The sequence below is a fragment of the Corallococcus sp. AB018 genome (genome assembly GCF_003986945.1).
Classification (GTDB): Bacteria; Myxococcota; Myxococcia; order Myxococcales; family Myxococcaceae; genus Corallococcus; species Corallococcus exiguus.
Genome location: NZ_RAWR01000004.1, coordinates 1 through 16,964 on the forward strand (window position 1 = coordinate 1; position 16,964 = coordinate 16,964).

The following is a 16,964-nucleotide window of genomic DNA, read 5'->3' on the forward strand; positions in this document are numbered from 1 at the left end:
GTCTACGAGCGCTCCAAGCACCTGGGAGGGCGGGCGCGGACGACAGAGGTGGAGGGCTTCCGCTTCAACCTGGGGCCGCATGCCCTGTACCGGGCGGGCGCGGCGTTTCGGGTGCTGGAGCGCCTGGGTGTGAAGCCCACGGGAGGCATTCCGAATCAGACGGGCTCCCATGCGCTGGTCGGCGGCCGGTTGCACACGCTGCCCCGGGGCGCCGTGACGCTGATGACGACGGACGTGCTGTCGCTCGCCTCGAAGCTGGAGGTGGCGAAGCTGCTGGCGGGGCTGGCCCGTATCGACACGCAGCCACTGGGGGCGATGTCGATGCGGGAGTGGTTGGAGACGCGCCTGACGCGAAAGGACAGCCGGGCGCTCGTCGGGGCACTGCTCCGCGTGTCCTCGTACTGCGCGGACTTCGAAGCGCTCAGCGCGGAGGCGGGGCTGAAGCAGCTCCAGTGCGCGACCGCCGCGAACGTGCTGTACGTGGACGGAGGCTGGAGCACCCTGGTGGACGCGGTGGAGCGGCTGGGGCGCGAGGCAGGTGTCCGGCTGGAGCTGTCCGCGCGAGTGGAGGCCGTCGTCCTGCAAGAAGGCGGCAAGCGGGTCGAAGGTGTGCGGCTCGCGGACGGCACGGTGCACCGCGCGGACGCGGTGGTGATGGCGGGAAGCCCCGCGGACGTGGCGGCGCTCGTACCGGGAGACGAGGTGCTCGCGAGGGAGGCGCGAGAGGCTGTGCCCATCCAGGCGGCGACGCTGGAACTGGGACTGTCGGCACTGCCGAGGCCGGATGCGTTGTTCGCGCTGGGGCTGGATGGGCCCTGGTACGCGTCGGTGCATTCGGCGTCCGCGAAGCTGGCGCCGGAAGGGGGCGCGATGGTGCACGTGGCGAAGTACCTGGGCGGCGCGGACGCGGAGGCGAGCGAGGCGGCGCTGGAATCCGTGATGGACGCGCTTCAGCCGGGCTGGCGCGCGAAGGTGGTGGCGCGGCGCTACCGGCCCTCGCTCACTGTCAGCGCCGGGCTGCCCCGGGCCGTGAACGGCGGGCTGACCGGGCGTCCCCCCGTGGAGGTGCCGCACGTGGGCGGACTGTTCCGCGTGGGCGACTGGGTGGGCGCGGAGGGCATGCTCGCGGACGCATCCCTGGCGAGCGCCGAGGCCGTGGAGCAAGCCCTGGTGCGACGCACCGCGACGTCCCAGCGCCGTGCGGCGGGAACTTGAGTCGGATGGGCCTACAGGCCAGGAGCCCCTCCCGGCGGCGCCGCGCAAAAACTTGTCCGACAGTCGGACAGGTTTTGTCCGGTCCGGTCCCGGAGGGGCTCGGCGTGGAGATTCGGGAGCTTGGGGTACCCGGCATCGCGGCGTTCCGGTGATGCTCTTGGATTGTTGGAATGTGAGGGCTTGAACGGGATGGATTCACAGGCGCGAGGAGCACTGGGACAGGCCGCACGCGAGCACGAGCGCTTCCTCTGGGGGCTCTGCTACCGGATGACCGGCGTGGCGGCGGACGCGGACGACCTGGTGCAGGACGTCTATGCGCGCGCGCTCGCGACGCCTCCGGAGCGCCTGGACACCCTGCGTCCCTGGTTGACCCGCGTCGCGGTGAACCTGGCGCGAGACCACCTGCGCCGCCGCCGTCGCGAGGGTTACGCCGGTCCCTGGCTGCCTTCGCCCTTGGAGACAGGCGATGAGGAGGTCCCTCCCTCGGTGGAGGCGAGGCTCCCGGGCGGCGGCTCGACGGAGGGACGCTATGAGTTGCTGGAGAGCGTCTCCTTCGCCTTCCTCCTGGCGTTGGAAATCCTGTCGCCCAAGCAGCGGGCGGTACTGCTGCTGCGCGACGTCTTTGATTACTCGGTGCTGGAAGTGGCCGAGGCGCTGCGCATGAGCGAAGCGAACGTGAAGGTGGTGCACCACCGCGCGCGAGCGGCCATGGCCGAGTATGACCAGTCACGTTGTGTGCCCACGCGCGACGTGCAGGCTCGCACGCGGGCTTCGCTGGAGGCCTTCCTGGGCGCCTTGGTCACGGGAGACGTGGCCGCCGCGGAGGCGCTGCTGGCCTCGGATGTGCGCGCACTGTCGGATGGTGGCGGAAAGGTGCGCGCGGCCCTGGTGCCCATCGTGAGCCCCCAGCGCGTCGTCCTCTTCATGCGCCGGTTGATGGAGATGCGGGGGCCTCCCGTGGCGTGGGAGGCGCGGATGCTCAATGGCCTGCCCGCCGTGGTGGCGGTTTTCCATCCGGGGGCGGATCCGATGCTGGCCCTGCGCATGGTGCTTCGCGTGGACCTGGACTCCAGCGGACGCATCCATGCGCTGCATTCCGTGTTGGTGGACCGGAAGCTCACGGGCGTGCGTATGCCTGTGTCGGATTGACACGGACTTCCTGGAAAAATGGTTCTGATAAATCCTTAGGAAAGCGCATCCGTTTGAGCGGCCTCCCCCGAGAGAGGCGAGCTGTGCTCGCCACATCCATCTGAGAGGAACTCGAATGTCGATGCGCAAGATGTGGGCCCCAGGGATTCTGATGTTGGGGGGGCTGACGTTGCTCGCCGGTTGCGGCCGTGAGCCCCGCCCCGTGGAGGTCATCCGATCCCGAGGGACTGAAAGCGTTGCGCTGTTGATTGAGCGGGAGGACGGCGCGGGCCCCTACGTCGAAAGCACGGCGGAGCGCTTCCGGGTCGTCGCCTCGGGCGAAGCCATCAAGTCCGTGCGCTGGAGCGCCAACGCGGGGGTCGTCGAGCCCTCCGATGAGCGGGTCACCTGGACGCTGCCCACGCCGGGGACCGCGTCCCTGTCCGTCACCGTCGAGACGGAGTCCGGCAAGACCGCCGAGGGCGCGTTCCAGTTCAATGTGGTGGCCGCGCCGCTCGCCTCCAGCTCTGCCATCGACACGGGGCCGGATGTCACGGGCAGCAGCTGCGACATCGTGTTCGACAGCACGGGCAAGGGCCACGTCATCTACACGAACGACACCCACAACAGCCTGTGGTACGCGAGCTGGGACGGCACGTCCTGGGCGACGGAGCTGATTGACGGTCCCGGCTTCAACAACGGGGGCGTCTTCGTCGTGAAGAGCCAGCTGGCCGTCGACCCGGTCACTGGCACGCCGCACGTCGCCTATTCCAAGGGAAGCGGCAACATCAATACCTCGCCGATGCGGGTGGGCTATGCCACGCGCGTCAATGGCGTCTGGGTTCGCGAGGATGTCGACGCCTCGGTCGTGACCCGCATCAGCATCGCGCTCAACCCGGCGCAGGCGCAGCGGCCGGTCATCGTCTTCAGCAGCGGCAACGGGGGGAGCGTCAAGCTCGCAACCCGGACCGCGGCGAACACGTGGTCCAGCGTGCCGCTCTCCGTCGGCGCCCATGCGCTCACGAGTGACGCCCTCTTCGACGCGACCGGAGCGCTGCACTTCATCACGCACCAGCCCTTGAGTGGCTACGTCAGTCAGTCGCTGCAGGTCCTGCGGGGCTCGGCCGTGGAGTCCTTCCCGTTGAAGACCAGCTCCTTGGGGCCCTGGCTCGCGACGGCCTGGGGACCGGACTCGCACCTCCTGGCGCTCTCCAACAGCATCGCCGAAGGCGAATGGAACGCCATCGAGGACATCACGGTCGGGACGCCTGCCTCGGCCAGCACCCGGAGGGTCTCGACGGTGGATTACAAATACTCCTCGGCGGACCTGACCTACGGCGGAGGCAAGCCGGTCATCGCCCTGCGCAATGGGACATCGCTGGCGCTCGGAACGACGGACGCGCAGGGCTTCTGGACGTACACACAGCTGGGGACGGTGCAGGACGGCTCCCGTCCGAGCGTGGCGATCCGTCCCACGGATGGTGTGCCGCATGTCTGCTACCAGCGGGACGGCAAGGTGACCTTCCAGTAGGCCGGTCTACGTCTGGATTGCCCCAAAGGGTGAAGCCCCTGTCCAAGCGCTCCCTCCGTCACCAGTTCCCTGGTGACGGGCGGGGCGAGCGAACGGGGGGCAGGTATGGCGGGACGCGGGGACGACTCACCAGCGGGAGGAGAGCCATCCCTGTTCGCCCGGCTGGCGGTGGGCGTGTTCCGGCACCGGGGCCGGGTGCTGGTGGGCACGCTGGTGCTCCTCGCCGCGGCGGTGTGGGCACTGCTCCGGGGCGGGCACCTCACCACCGGCACCATCGAGGGCATTGAATCCGCGAAGGCCGAAGCACTCGCGCGCGGTGCCGCCGCGGGGTCGAATGATCAGACCCTGGCGGTCATCTTCCATCACGACGAATGGACCACGGACGAGCCGCGCTTCGCCCAGGCGGTGACGTCCGTGCTGTCGCGCGTGGAGCGGCTGCCCGAGGTCGCGTCGGTGGTGTCGCCCATCGGTGCACCCGAGGCCTTCCGCGCCCGCTTCGTGGCGAGGACGGGCCACGACCTGCTGGCGCTGGTGCGGCTCAAGGGCGGCGAGCGCGAGGCCACCGCCGCGTTCCCCGCCGTGCGCGCGGCATTGGAGGACCCGAACCTCCGGACGACGCTCACCGGCAAGGTGGCCTTCCTGGCCGCGCTCAATGAATTGCTGGAACACGACCTGCTGCGCGCGGAGTTGCTGTCATTCCCGCTGGCGCTGGTGGTCCTGCTCTGGGTGTTCCGGACGGTGGTGGCGGCGATGCTGCCGTTGGTGGTGGGCGGCCTGGCGGTGCTCTGCGGCGTGGCGGGCGTGATGCTGCTGTCGCACGCCACGAACATGGCCCAGTACACGCTCAACGTGGTGTCGCTCATCGGGCTGGGCGTGGCCATTGACTACTCGCTCTTCATCGTGAGCCGCTTCCGCTCCGAGCTCGCGCTGGGCCTCAGCACGGAGCACGCACTGACGCGCACGCTGGACACCGCGGGGCGGGCGGTCGCGTTCTCGGGGCTGGCCGTCACGGTGGGGCTGGGAGGCCTGCTCTTCTTCCGAGGCTCGTACCTGAGCGCCATGGGACTGGGCGGTGCCCTGGTGGTGGCCTTCGCGGTCCTCTTCGCGCTCACCGTGCTGCCCGCGCTCCTCGCCTGGCTGGGGCCCCGGGTGGACCGGGGGCGGTTGCCCTTCGCGCGGAAGGAGGGCCGCGGCGGCGCCTGGCACGCGCTGGCCACCTGGGTGATGCGGCATCCCTGGTGGGTGCTGTTGCCCACGCTGACGCTGCTGCTGGCCATGGGGCTGCCGTTCCGGCGGCTGCAACTGGCGGCCACGGACATCACCGCGCTGCCCGAGGACACGGAAGCACGCCAGGGCGCGGAGACCCTGGCCCGCCTGTTCCCCCGCGAGGCCGCCACCCGCGTCCTGGTGGCGGTGGAGTTCCCAGGTGGCAATCCCCTCACACCGGAGCGCGCGGGCGCTCTCTATGACGCCAGCCGCCGGGTGGCTTCCATGCCCGGCGTGGTCGGCGTGGAGAGCGCGGTGGACCTGGGCCCCGGCATGGACCGGGCAACCGTCCTGCGCATGGCCGCCGCGCCACCCCAAATGCTCCCACCGGAGCTCCAGGCCGCGCGGGCCGCGTACGCCACCGGCAACGTGGCGGTGATGCAGGTGCTGACGTCCTCGGCGCCCAGCAGCCTGGAGGCGCGCAACCTGGTCCGCGCGCTGCGCGAGGACCGCACGGTGGGCGACGGCCGGTGGCTGGTGGGCGGACAGACGGCGACGGACGTGGACGCGGCGGCCTTCGTGAAGCACCACACGCCCGCGGCGGTGGGGTTCGTGATGGGGATGACGTGCATCGTCCTCTTCGTGCTCCTTCGCTCCGTGGTGCTGCCCTTGAAGGCGCTCCTGATGAACCTGCTGTCGCTGGCCGGTTCGTTCGGCGCCCTGGTGTGGATCTTCCAGGAGGGACACCTGCACCGGCTGCTGCGCTTCGAACCCGGGCCCATCGAACCGTCGCTGCCCATCCTCTTGTTCTGCGCGCTGTTCGGCCTGTCCATGGACTACGAGGTGCTGCTGCTCAGCCGCATCCGCGAGGAGTATCTGCGCACGGGCGACAACACCCACGCGGTGGCCGAAGGCCTGGAGCGGACCGGCGGCCTCATCACCAGCGCGGCGGCCATCATGGTGGCCGTGTTCGCGGCCTTCACGCTGGCGTCGGTGGTGGTGGTGAAGGCCATGGGGTTGGGCATGGCCATCGCGGTCGCGCTGGATGCGACGCTGGTCCGGGTGCTCATCGTCCCCGCGATGATGCGCCTGATGGGGGACTTCAACTGGTGGGGGCCCGGCCACTGGAGGCGCTCACCTCCACGAGCGCAAGGGACGGAGGTGCGGCCATGAACGCGCGGAACCTCGCATGGACGGCGGCGGCGCTGGGCGTGCTCGTGCACGGACACCGGGAGTTGATGGCCGGTCTGCGGCGGCGCGCGGCTCCGCCCGTGAAGCGCTTCGAACCGCCCGCGGTGACGGTCATCCGGCCCATCCGGGGCCTGGACGTGGACGCGCGCGAGAACGTGCGCGCGCTGCTGGACCTGGACTATCCCGGTGAGTGGGAGGTGCTCTTCGTCTTCGACAGCGAGGACGACCCGGCGTTCCTCCCCACCCGCGAGGAGGTGGCTGCCCGCCCGACGCGCGCGAAGCGGGTGGAGCTGATTGTCGCGGGCGAGCCACCGGCGGGGATGACGGGCAAGCTCAACGCGATGCAGGTGGGCGTGGCCCGCTCCCGGTGCGAGCTGCTGGCCTTCAGCGATTCGGACACGCGGCCCTCGCCCGGGGTGCTCACGGCGTTGGTGGGCGCGCTGCTGGAGGATGGCGGAACGGGCGCCACGTTCGCGCCCATCTACGCGGCGGCGGACGCGCCCCTGGCGGGCGACGTGGGCTACGGGCTTCTGGTGAACGCGTGGTACGGCGCGTCGGTCGCGTGCACCGCGGCGCCGGATGGCGCGCTGCCGTTCATCATGGGGCAGTTGATGGTGTTCCGGCGCCAGGCGCTGGAGTCCATCGGGGGCGTGGGCTGCGCCGCCGGGCAGTTCGTGGATGACATGTACCTGGGGCGCCGGCTGCACGAGGCCGGGTGGAAGAACCGCGTCGTCCATGCCCCCCTGCGCGTCGTCACGGGACACCTGGGGCTGGGCGCCTTCCTGCGCATCTTCCGGCGGTGGCTCCTCTTTTCGGAGTCGGGCATCCCCGGGACCTTCGCGAGGCCCCTCTGGGTGCGCGGCGCGGTGAGCTGGCTGTCGTGGGGCGCGCTGGCGACGGCGGTGGCGCGAAGGGCCTGGGGCCCGGCGCTCCTGTCGGCGGTGCCCATCGGCTTCTCCGTGTGGAGCCAGCTGCGGCTCCAGCGGGCCTGTCACGGACCGGAGGTCGCCCCCCGGCACTACTGGGTGCCGGCGCTCCTCCCGCTCCTGGGGGCCGGCGTGGCGCTGTCCGCGCGGCTGTCTCGCGAGGTGGACTGGCGCGGCCGGGGCTACCGGTTGGATGCGAAGGCGCGCCTGGGTGAAGCCCAGCCCGCCCGGGCCAGCGTGTAGACGGGACGGCGGACGCGACGATGCAGCCAGCTCCCCATCTGTTCCACCGCGCTCGCCATGGTGCCACGCAAGGGTGGCCCGGCCGAGCGCAACAGCGGCGCGGCGGACCGCAGGCTGCCTCCCTCTCCGTTCGGCGAGAGCATCGCGGCGAAGGCATGAGCGACGACGCGCAGGTACTCGCGGACCATCACCCGCATGCGGGGCTCCTCGGAAGACAGCAGGGCCATGGAGGCGCGCGCGCCGCCGGGGCTGTGCTCCCAGTAGTGCAACAGGCCCATGCGCAGCGCGTGCATGCCCTCGTCCTGCCTGGCGAAGGCGCTGTAGAGCGCGGAGGCGAGTGCGACGCGGGTGCGCTGCGCGGGCCGCCGCGCGTGCGCGTAGTGCTCCAGCGCGCGGGCGACGTGGTCCGGGTAGCGGTCCAGAGACTCCTGGAGGGCGCGGGCATCGTGGAAGCACGACGCCATGCCGCTGGCCGTGAGCGGGTGGCAGCACGCGGCGGCGTCGCCCACGAGCACGGCGCTCCCCATCCAGACGGTCTCCGCCAGCCAGTCGTCGTTGGAGGCCATGCGCACCGCGGGCCGCTGCTCCAGCGCCTGCAAGACGGCCTCCCTCAGCCGCGAGGGCAGGGCGAGCAGCAACTCCGGTTGTTCCTTCAGCGTCTGGGCCGTGCTGCCCAGGGGCAGGTCCACCATCACGCGCGCCACGCCGGGCTGGATGGTGTAGGCCAGCGCGTGCACGGCGCCGCCCACGAACTGGTGCCCGTATTCAGGGTGGGTGAGGCAGTCGCTGTCCACGGTCACGCCCAGCATGGTGGACAGGCGCTGGTGGTGCTCGGCGATGCCCAGCATCCGCCGCACGGGCGACGCGCGTCCGTCCGCGGCCACCAGCAGCCGGGCGTGCACGGTGTGCTCGGCGCCCGCGTGCGAATAGCGCAGGCGCACGCCGCGCTCGCAGTTGTGCTCCACGGCCGTCACGCGGGCCCGGATGCGCACGGTGACGCCGCGCCGCCGCGACACGGACTCCAGCAAGGGCAGGGTGAGGGCGGCGTGTTCGAGCGACAGTCCCGTCACGCCGCGACCGTAGGGCAGGACGAGCGTGCGGGCGGGGGCATGGAAGCGCACCGCGAAGCCCTGCACGGGCTGGGCCTTCCAGCCATTCACGACGTCCCCGAAGCCCAGCGCGCGCAAGTCTCTCACTCCGGGCGGGTGGAGCAATTCGCCCGCGAGCTGCTTGTGCCGGTCCACGCCCGCGTCCAGCAGCAGGACGGACCACCCCAGGTCGGAAAGCGCCGCCGCCACCGCGCAGCCCGCGGGCCCGCCCCCGGCTATCACCACCTCGGTGTCCCCCACGTCGCCCCCGCTCGGTTCGCAGACACCATGTCTGGCATTGACGACTTATCCATTGAAGCGCGGCGCCGCACGCGGAGGAGGCAGGCATGAAAGTGCAGGTTGCATCATTCTGTCGCACACAATTGCCCCGGGTTTCCCGGACCTTCGCGCTCAACATCCCGTTGTTGCCGGAGCCCCTGGACCTGGCGGTGACGGTGGCCTACCTGCTGTGCCGCATCGCGGACACGCTGGAGGACGAGTCCCCCGGGGCACTTCACGGTGCATTGCTCGACGAACTGGGGGCCCTGGTGTCGCTGGAGCCGGGCTGGGAGGCCCGTGCCCGCTCCTTCGCGCTAAGGGCGCGGCGGGCCCTGCGGGATGAGGTGCCACCAGCGGAGGCCGAGCTGGTTTCAGAGACTTCGACCGTGCTCGAAACCCTGGCCTCGCTTCCTTCCTGGGTCCACCCGCCCATCGCGCGATGCGTGCGCACGATGACCGGCGGCATGAATCAGATGCAGCGGATGCATGGGGGGAGCGGGCAGGTCATGGGGCTGCCCGACCTCCAGGCGACGTTCATGTATTGCTATTACGTGGCGGGTGTCGTCGGCGAGATGCTGACCGGCCTCTTCGTCGCCAGCTCACCCCGGGTTGCCTGGCGTGAGCAGCGGCTCATGACGCGGGCGCCTGCCTTTGGCCGGGCCCTGCAGCTCACCAACATCCTCAAGGACGTGCGCGAGGACCTGGACCGCGGAAGTTGCTGGCTGCCCAGGGACCGCATGGCCGCGCATGGCCTCACGCCCTCCACGCTGGCCCTGCCTTCGCTCCGTGCGAACGCCGTGGCGCTGATGGATGAGCTGGTGGCGGTGGCGCGCAGGGAGCTGGACGTCGCGCTGGAGTACTCGCTGGCGCTGCCCGTGGAGGAGCCCGGTCCGCGGCTGTTCTGTCTCTACCCGCTCTTCTTCGCGGCCGCGACGCTCGACGCGGTGGAGGGCAACCCGGCGGTGTTCGAACCCGAGCCCGTGAAGATTCCCCGGGAGACGGTGGCGACGCTGATGCGGCTCACGCAGGAGCGGGTGGACTCGGATGAAGCGCTGCGGGCGCTCTACGCCAGCTGCTCGCGGGCGTCCCGGAGCGGCGTGGAGGCCTGGAGTTGATGCGGCGGGCGCGCGACATGCTGGCCGGGACGCAGGCGGCGGACGGCTCCTGGATGGGGGACTACAGCGGTCCGCTGTTCCTGGGCCCGGTGTACGTGGCCGGGCTGTACGTGATGGGGCGCACGCCGGAGGCGTCCGTCCGCGACGGGATGGTCGCCCACATGCGTGCGCACCAGAACCCGGATGGAGGCTGGGGGCTGGACGTGGAGTCGCCCAGCCTCGTCTTCACGTCGGTGCTCAACTACGTCGCGCAGCGGCTGCTGGGCGTCGGCGCGGACGACCCGGGGCTCGTCCGCGCGAGGGCGTGGTTCCTTCCCCATGGAGGCCCGCTGGGCAGCGCATCCTGGGGGAAGTTCGTCCTCGCCCTGCTGGGGCTCTACGAATACGAGGGCCTCGCGCCCGTGCCTCCGGAGCTCTGGCTGTTGCCGCGAGGGCTGCCATTCCATCCCTCCCGGCTCTGGTGCCACTGCCGCATGGTGTACCTGCCCATGGGCTGGCTCTATGGCCGCCGGGTCCGCGCCGCGGAGACACAGCTGTTGGCCGAGCTGCGGCGCGAGCTGTACGCCCAGCCCTACGCGGATGTGGATTGGAAGGCAGCGCGTGGACGCGTGGCCCGCACGGACGCCTACAGCCCCCACGGTCTGGGATTGCGCGCCGTGCACCGCGTGCTGGGTTTGTATGAGCGGTTCCATCCGAAGCGGCTGCGGGAACGCGCGCTGGAGGAGTCCCTGGCGTTGATTCACGGCGAGGACGCGGCGACGCACTTCGTCTGCATCGGGCCCATCAACAAGGTGCTCGACATGGTGGTGTGTCACGTGGCGCGGCCGGACGGTCCGGAGGTGCGGGCCCACCTGGAGCGCCTGCCGGACTACCTCCAGCGGACGCGGAAAGGCATCACGGTCAACGGCTACAATTCCTCCCAGCTCTGGGACACCGCCTTCGCGGTGCAGGCGCTGGTGGCCTCCGGAGAGTCCGTCTGGGCGCGGGACACGCTGGAGCGCGCGGGTCGCTTCCTGGAGGCGCAGCAGGTGCTGGAGGATTCGCCAGACGCCGAGCGCCACCACCGGCATCCGAGCAGGGGAGGGTGGCCCTTCAGCACCCGCGCGCACGGCTGGCCCATCAGCGATTGCACGGCGGAGGCACTGAAGGCGTGTCTGTTGTTGGAGCCGCTCGGGCTCAATCGCGTGCCGCGTGAGCGCCTGGAGCAGGCCGTGGCGTTCATCCTGTCCTTGCAGAACCGGGACGGCGGCTGGGCCACCTACGAGCGGCAGCGGGGACCGCGCTGGCTGGAGCGGTTCAATCCCTCGGACGTCTTCGCCGGCATCATGGTGGACCCCAGCTACGTGGAGTGCACGTCCGCCTGCATCCAGGCGCTGGCGGCATGGCGCGGCGCATGGCCGCACGCACCGGTGGGCCAGTCCATCGCGCGGGGCGCGGACTTCCTGCGACGCCAGCAGCGTCCGGACGGCGGTTGGGAGGGCTCCTGGGGCGTGTGCTTCAGCTATGGCACGTGGTTCGGCGTCACCGGCCTGGTGGCCTCGGGCGCGGGGACCGGAGACCCCGCCCTGCGCAAGGCCGTCACGTTCCTGAAGGCCCACCAGCGCGAGGACGGCTCCTGGAGCGAAACCATCCAGGCCTGCCGCGAGCGCCGCTGGGTGGAGGGCCACACGGGCCACGCGGTGACGACGTCCTGGGCCGTGCTGTCACTGGTGGCCGCGGGCGAAGCGAACGCGGAGGCCACGCGCCGGGGCGTGGCATGGCTGCGCGAGAGGCAGGCGGCGGACGGCCAGTGGCCCCGAGAGCCCCTGGCCGGCGTCTTCAGCCGCACCTGCGCCATCCACTACGACGCCTACCTGCGCATCTTCCCGCTGTGGGCGCTGTCGCTCGCGGAGCGACAGGCCGGGGACTTCAAGGCGCGCGAAGGCTCTGCGACCCCAGGTAGTCCATCTTGCCCAGGTTGACGCCGTTGTGACGCAGGAGCGCGTACGCGTGGGTGACGTGGAAGAAGAAGTTGGGGACCGCGTTCTCCAGGAAGTAGTCCGCGCCGCTCATCACCTGGCCCTCCCAGCGGGGGTGGGTGACGACGCGACTGGCGGCGCCCTCGAAGTCCTTCCCCGTGAACGTGTCCAGGTACGCGATGGTGGAGCGGACGCGCGCGCTGAGCTCCTCCAGCGTCTGCTCCGTGTCCGGGTTGGACGGCGCGGCCTTGCCTGACAATCGCGAGGCCGCGAGCTTCACGGCGTCACAGGCGATCTGCACCTGGCGCACGAACGGGAGCTGGTCCGGCGCCAGCCGGAAGTTCAGGTAGAGGTTCGGGTCGAAGGACTTCGCCTTGGCGTGGGCCTCGGCCGTCTCCAACCACTTGCTCAACTGCCCCAGCTGCTTCTTCATCTGCGAAAAGGTTTCGAAGTACATGGGCGCGCAAGCTAACGGGACAGCCATGGGCGCGCGAGCCAATCGCAAGGGCGTCCGGAGCAAATCGTCCGGACGCCCTGCGTCACCCCCGGCCTTGAGCTCAGGCCTTGAACGTCATCAAGGGCCGCAGCCGGGCCACCTCCCGGACGATGTCGGCGTCCACCTGGGAGGCCACCACCGGGCCAATGGGCTTGTAGGCGGCGGGGGCCTCCTCGATGCGGCGCTCGGCCCTGAGCGCGATGCAGTCCACCCCCGTCAGCCCCAGGTCCTCCTCCCGGTGCTTCGCGCCTCCCCGTGACATGGAGAAGCGCGAGTGCGCCCGCCCCGCCCCATGCGAGGCCGACGCCAGGGCCTTCGCGTTGCCCAGGCCCCTCATCAGGTAGGACGTGGCGCCCATGGAGCCGGGGATGATGACCGGCTGGTCCTCCTCGGCAGGGCAGGCCCCCTTGCGCGCCAGCCAGCCACCTTCCCAGGGCAGGGTGATGTTGTGGGGCACGTCGTAGACGAGCGGCGCCTCCACGTCCCCGAACAGCTCCCGCAGCGTCTGCCGCACCAGCTCCGCGAGCAGCAGCCGGTTGAGGAAGGCGTAGTTGGCCGCCGTGGCCTCCGCCTTCAGGTACTCGCGCACCTTCACTGGATCCGCGAGCGGGAAGATGCCGCTCCCCGGGTGCGGGGCCCCCGTGGGCCACGCGGCGCGCGCCCGCTCCTGCCAGGTGCGCCCCACGTGCTTGCCCATGTCCCGCGAACCGGAGTGCACCATGAACGCGAGCTGCCCCTCCCGCACGCCCCAGGCCCACGCCCGCGCGCGGTCCACCACGGCCTCCACCCGCTGCACCTCCACGAAGTGGTTGCCTCCGCCAATGGTGGCGAGGCCAGGGTCGCGCACCACGCCCTCCCGCCGCAGCCCGGTGGGCGCCCAGGCCGGGTCCCCCTCCAGCGCCCCGCCCAGATAGACGCGGTCGGACTCACGGTGAAGCTGGCCCAGCTCCATCCGGGCCGCCATGCCCAGGGGCTGGCCTTCCGTCTCCAGGAGCCAGCCGGGCAGGCCGTCCCGCAGCAGCGCCTCCAGGGCGCGCGAGCCCTGGGCGACGTCCCGCGTGCCGAAGAAGTAGTGCCCCTTCATCCGCTCGACGAAGGCGTCGCGGCGGGCGAGGAAGGCGTCCACGGGGATGTCCGCGACATGCAGGCGCATGCCGCAGTTGATGTCCGTGCCCACCGCGCCGGGGACCACCAGGCCCTCCGTGTGGACCACCGACCCGATGGCCACCCCGGAGTCGCCCGGATGGAAGTCCGGCGTCGCACGCACCTGCTTCACGCGGCCGCCGTCAGGATGATGGAGCGCGGCGAGCGCCGCGAGCTGCTGGAGCGCCTTGCCCTCCACCGGCAGGTCCGGCGGAAGGAGGACTTCGGCGGGGGGAGCATGGGGATCCGCCTGGAGGCGGACCGTGTAGACACGACCGTCGTAAGCAACGTCGAGCCCCTCGCGGGCAAGCGCCCGCAGGAGCCGGTTCAGTTTCGGCTGCATGACCTTCTCGGAATCTGACCCGGGCGGATTTCAGCCCGGGGGACGTGAGCGATGGATTCGAGACCTCGGGTCAGCAGCCGCGGTCGGGACGCCGGAGCGTCCGCGACCCCCTGGACGATCCAACACACCGTGCCTGACGGGCTCGCGAAAAGATCCGCTCCAGTCGAGGATGGGCCCATGGACGTGTCGAAGCAGGGGAATGGAGCGGCGTCATGACGGTGGCGGTCCTACGGGCCCAGGCCCCGGAGTTCGATGTGGCGTCCGTCCTGGACCGCTTCCCTGACTGCCGCCCGGATGCCGTCTGGCTCCAGGGGGAGCAGCTGCAGCGCCAGGGAAGGCACTCGACCTCGGGCTTCAACCTCACCCTGGTGGAGGACGGGGAGGGCACGCTGCACGGCCCCGTCGCCGCCGCCCGCAGGCAACTGGAGGTGCTGGCCCCCCTGCTCGCGGAGCTGCGCCAGCAGGCCGTCCCTTGCGTCGTGGACTTCGGGCTGTTCGTCGGCACCTCGCGGCACTTCACCAGCTCCGTCCACTTCCCACCCGACGACGTCCGGTGGTTCGCGGACCAGGGAATCGCCCTGGCCGTCTCCGCCTATCCGACGGCCGAGGAGGAGTCGGAGGACTCCTCGGGCAACCTCCAATGAGCGCGAAGACCGCCCCCCGCTGGGACCCCGGAGCCGTACCGACCTTCTGGATCAACCATGCGTCCCGGTTGCTGATGCGCCACTTCGAGCAGCGGTTGCGGCCGCTCGAGTTCGGGATGGCCTACCTGCCGGTGGTCATCGCGCTGGAGGAGCACGGGCCGCTCCTCCAGAAGCAACTCGCGGAGTACGCCCACGTCGAGCAACCCACCATGGCCGCGCTCCTCACACGCATGGAGCGCGACGGGCTCATCCAGCGTCAGCCGCACCCGGACGACAAGCGCGCGACCCGGATATCGCTCTCGGCCAAGGCCCGGGAGCGCCTGCCCCAGGCGAAGGAGCAGCTGGAGGAGGTCGCGGATCAGGCGACCGCGGGCTTCAGCGACCGCGAGCGCGCCACGTTCATGTCGCTCCTGCGCCGCGTGGTGGACAATCTGGAGCCGGCGTCCGGGGATTGAGCCATCCATTCCCAGAACGTCAGAGGGGTCTTGTAGGGTGCGCGCCCCTCCGGAAGATTCCCTTCCGGCATGACACAAGGTCGAGGCCTCTTGAACCGCTCCTCCTTCCTGATGCGCGCGCTGCGCACCGGCACGTTCTGTCTCGTGGGCGCCAGCTCGCTGATGACGGCCTGTGATTCCAACGATGATCCCCCCGTCGACCCGGCTCCGGTGGACCGGTCGCCGCGCACGCTGACGCTGTTGCAGACCAGTGACCTGCACACCAACATCTTCCCGTGGGACTACTTCTCCGGGAAGGCTGACGCGAAGCGCGGCCTGGCCAAGGTGGCCACGCTCATCAAGCAGGAGCGCGCGAAGAACCCGGACTGCACGCTGCTCGTCGACACGGGTGACACCATCCAGGGCTCGCCGCTCGGCACCTACTACGCCCAGGTGGACAACGCGCCCAAGCACCCCATGGCCGCCGCCATGAACGAGCTGGGCTACGCCGCCATGGCCATGGGCAACCACGAGTTCAACTACGGCCAGGACGTCCTCAACAAGTTCAAGGGCGAGGCGAACTTCCCCCTCCTCGGCGCCAACGTGCGCAAGAGCTCGGACGGCTCCGAGGCCTTCACCCCGTACGTGATGACCACGGTGTGCGGCGTGAAGGTCGGCATCCTCGGCCTGGTGACGCCGGGCGTGGCCACGTGGGAGCGCAAGGACAACATCGCCGGGCTGCGCTTCGATGAACCGCTGGAGACCGCGAAGACGTATGTGCCGAAGATGAAGCAGGCCGGCGCGGACGTGGTGGTGGTGGCCATCCACGGTGGCCCGGACAAGCAGCCGACGGGCAGCGCGACCAGCCCGGAGTCGTGGCTCGCGGACTACGCGGACGCCACGAAGTGGACCGACCGCGGCAACCTCACCGCTGAGAACCAGGCCGTGCAGATCGCCCAGCAGGTGGCGGACGTGGACGTGCTCCTCACCGGCCACACCCACCAGCCCATCCCGAAGATGCTGCTGAAGCAGCAGGATGGCCGCGAGGTCCTCCTCACGCAGCCCAACCGCTGGGGCAGCCACCTGGCGGACGTGCAGCTCAACGTCACCTGGAACGGCGAGCGCTGGGGCGTGGACGCGCACGACTCGCAGCTCCACGCGGTGGACGAAACGGTGGCGGTGGATGCCACGGTGACGCAGCTCACCCAGGCCGCCCACGACACCACGGTGGCCTACGTGAACCAGAAGATTGGCAGCACCACCGCGGCCTTCACGGGCGGCTTCCCCGGCCGCTACGTGGACAGCGCCCTGTCGGACCTGCTCAACATCGTGCAGGAGGAGGCCGCTGCGGAGGCCGGCTTCCCCGTGGACCTGTCCGCGACCGCGCTGTTCTCCAACGACGTCGCGCTGCCGGCGGGGGACGTCACCCTGCGTGACGCCTACAGCGTCTACATCTACGACAACACGCTGTACGTGATGGAGATCAACGGCTCCATCCTCCGGCGCGCGCTGGAGATGAACACGCTGTACTTCAAGCAGCTGGACGCGGCCAACCTGCCCGCGAAGCCCGCGGACGCGAAGGCCACCACGCCCGTCGTCGCGGACTACAACTGGGACCTCTACTCGCACATCGAGTACGGCTATGACTTGACGAAGCCCGCGGGCTCGCGGCTCACGCACCTGCGCTTCCAGGGCCAGGACGTGAAGGACGACCAGGTCTTCCGCATCGCCGTCAACAACTACCGCGGCGGTGGCGGCGGCGGGTACAGCATGTTCAAGGAAGGCCGCATGCTGTGGTCCTCCGCGGACGGGGTGCGTGACTACGTCGCGCGCTACATGCAGGAGCACCAGAACCTGTCTCCGGACGCGGTGAACACCTGCAACTTCACGCTCACGCCGGACCTCTACACGCCGTACTTCCAGGCCACGCTCGGCCCGGCGAAGTGCGCGCCCGTGCCGTGACGTAAGGCACCGAGGGACGCCCGGTGGACAGCCCTCTTCCCTTGAGGGCATGTCCCACCGGG

The 16,964-nt window shown here is 70.5% G+C and carries 13 protein-coding genes; 10 read left to right on the forward strand and 3 right to left on the reverse strand.

Features of this window, described 5'->3' with window-relative positions; all coding sequences use genetic code 11:
- The 5 genes from D7Y11_RS01290 to D7Y11_RS01310 all read left to right on the forward strand — a co-directional run.
- Positions 1 to 1,215 (forward strand): NAD(P)/FAD-dependent oxidoreductase (locus D7Y11_RS01290; RefSeq protein WP_148139189.1); only part of this gene is annotated, 1,215 nt, incomplete at its 5' end.
- Positions 1,216 to 1,404: 189 nt separating this feature from the next.
- Positions 1,405 to 2,364 carry a sigma-70 family RNA polymerase sigma factor gene (locus D7Y11_RS01295; RefSeq protein WP_126932864.1) on the forward strand — a complete coding sequence of 320 codons (960 nt, stop codon included), beginning with the start codon at positions 1,405 to 1,407 and terminating at the stop codon, positions 2,362 to 2,364.
- 244 nt (positions 2,365 to 2,608) lie between these two features.
- Positions 2,609 to 3,874, forward strand: coding sequence for a hypothetical protein (locus tag D7Y11_RS01300; protein WP_126932827.1), 1,266 nt, complete (start codon positions 2,609 to 2,611; stop codon positions 3,872 to 3,874).
- A 105-nt stretch (positions 3,875 to 3,979) separates the two neighbouring features.
- A complete protein-coding gene (locus tag D7Y11_RS01305) occupies positions 3,980 to 6,253 on the forward strand; it encodes an MMPL family transporter (protein WP_120576748.1) in 2,274 nt (757 codons plus the stop codon).
- Entirely contained in the window at positions 6,250 to 7,440 is a 1,191-nt protein-coding gene (locus tag D7Y11_RS01310; protein ID WP_126932828.1) for a glycosyltransferase family 2 protein, read from the forward strand. The genes D7Y11_RS01305 and D7Y11_RS01310 overlap by 4 nt, the downstream gene beginning before the upstream one ends.
- On the opposite strand, the gene D7Y11_RS01315 is transcribed toward D7Y11_RS01310, so the two are convergent.
- The gene (locus D7Y11_RS01315) at positions 7,380 to 8,789 is read right to left on the reverse strand and encodes an NAD(P)/FAD-dependent oxidoreductase (RefSeq protein WP_120576746.1); all 1,410 of its coding nucleotides are present in this window, start codon (positions 8,787 to 8,789) and stop codon (positions 7,380 to 7,382) included. The genes D7Y11_RS01310 and D7Y11_RS01315 overlap by 61 nt on opposite strands.
- A gap of 86 nt (positions 8,790 to 8,875) precedes the next feature.
- On the opposite strand from D7Y11_RS01315, the gene D7Y11_RS01320 reads away from it, so the two are divergent.
- Positions 8,876 to 9,922: a squalene/phytoene synthase family protein gene (locus D7Y11_RS01320; protein WP_126932829.1), complete on the forward strand. Its 1,047-nt coding sequence runs from the start codon at positions 8,876 to 8,878 to the stop codon at positions 9,920 to 9,922.
- On the forward strand, positions 9,922 to 11,883 hold the full coding sequence (locus tag D7Y11_RS01325) for a 2,3-oxidosqualene cyclase (RefSeq protein ID WP_126932830.1): 1,962 nt from the start codon (positions 9,922 to 9,924) through the stop codon (positions 11,881 to 11,883). Before D7Y11_RS01320 ends, D7Y11_RS01325 begins: the two co-directional genes overlap by 1 nt.
- Here the strand turns inward: D7Y11_RS01325 and D7Y11_RS01330 are convergent.
- Entirely contained in the window at positions 11,831 to 12,337 is a 507-nt protein-coding gene (locus tag D7Y11_RS01330) for a DUF1993 family protein (protein ID WP_126932831.1), read from the reverse strand. The genes D7Y11_RS01325 and D7Y11_RS01330 overlap by 53 nt on opposite strands.
- Before the next feature lie 100 nt (positions 12,338 to 12,437).
- On the reverse strand, positions 12,438 to 13,862 hold the full coding sequence (locus D7Y11_RS01335; protein WP_121780775.1) for an RtcB family protein: 1,425 nt from the start codon (positions 13,860 to 13,862) through the stop codon (positions 12,438 to 12,440).
- A 212-nt stretch (positions 13,863 to 14,074) separates the two neighbouring features.
- Between D7Y11_RS01335 and D7Y11_RS01340 the strand changes: the two genes are divergently transcribed.
- From D7Y11_RS01340 to D7Y11_RS01350, 3 genes are all read left to right on the forward strand, one after another.
- Entirely contained in the window at positions 14,075 to 14,506 is a 432-nt protein-coding gene (locus D7Y11_RS01340; protein ID WP_120576740.1) for a hypothetical protein, read from the forward strand.
- The gene (locus D7Y11_RS01345; protein ID WP_120576739.1) at positions 14,503 to 14,961 is read left to right on the forward strand and encodes a MarR family winged helix-turn-helix transcriptional regulator; all 459 of its coding nucleotides are present in this window, start codon (positions 14,503 to 14,505) and stop codon (positions 14,959 to 14,961) included. Before D7Y11_RS01340 ends, D7Y11_RS01345 begins: the two co-directional genes overlap by 4 nt.
- Positions 14,962 to 15,030: 69 nt before the next feature.
- Entirely contained in the window at positions 15,031 to 16,902 is a 1,872-nt protein-coding gene (locus D7Y11_RS01350; protein ID WP_233596975.1) for a bifunctional UDP-sugar hydrolase/5'-nucleotidase, read from the forward strand.
- Positions 16,903 to 16,964: the final 62 nt, after the last annotated feature.

What these genes read in the sequence shown, in the direction of transcription:
- D7Y11_RS01295 (WP_126932864.1), top strand. Translation starts at nt 1,405, where the DNA reads ATGGATTCACAGGCGCGAGGAGCACTGGGACAGGCCGCACGCGAGCAC.
- D7Y11_RS01305 (WP_120576748.1), top strand. Translation starts at nt 3,980, where the DNA reads ATGGCGGGACGCGGGGACGACTCACCAGCGGGAGGAGAGCCATCCCTG.
- D7Y11_RS01310 (WP_126932828.1), top strand. Translation starts at nt 6,250, where the DNA reads ATGAACGCGCGGAACCTCGCATGGACGGCGGCGGCGCTGGGCGTGCTC.
- D7Y11_RS01320 (WP_126932829.1), top strand. Translation starts at nt 8,876, where the DNA reads ATGAAAGTGCAGGTTGCATCATTCTGTCGCACACAATTGCCCCGGGTT.
- D7Y11_RS01325 (WP_126932830.1), top strand. Translation starts at nt 9,922, where the DNA reads ATGCGGCGGGCGCGCGACATGCTGGCCGGGACGCAGGCGGCGGACGGC.
- D7Y11_RS01330 (WP_126932831.1), bottom strand. Translation starts at nt 12,337, where the DNA reads ATGTACTTCGAAACCTTTTCGCAGATGAAGAAGCAGCTGGGGCAGTTG.
- D7Y11_RS01335 (WP_121780775.1), bottom strand. Translation starts at nt 13,862, where the DNA reads ATGCAGCCGAAACTGAACCGGCTCCTGCGGGCGCTTGCCCGCGAGGGG.
- D7Y11_RS01340 (WP_120576740.1), top strand. Translation starts at nt 14,075, where the DNA reads ATGACGGTGGCGGTCCTACGGGCCCAGGCCCCGGAGTTCGATGTGGCG.
- D7Y11_RS01345 (WP_120576739.1), top strand. Translation starts at nt 14,503, where the DNA reads ATGAGCGCGAAGACCGCCCCCCGCTGGGACCCCGGAGCCGTACCGACC.
- D7Y11_RS01350 (WP_233596975.1), top strand. Translation starts at nt 15,031, where the DNA reads ATGACACAAGGTCGAGGCCTCTTGAACCGCTCCTCCTTCCTGATGCGC.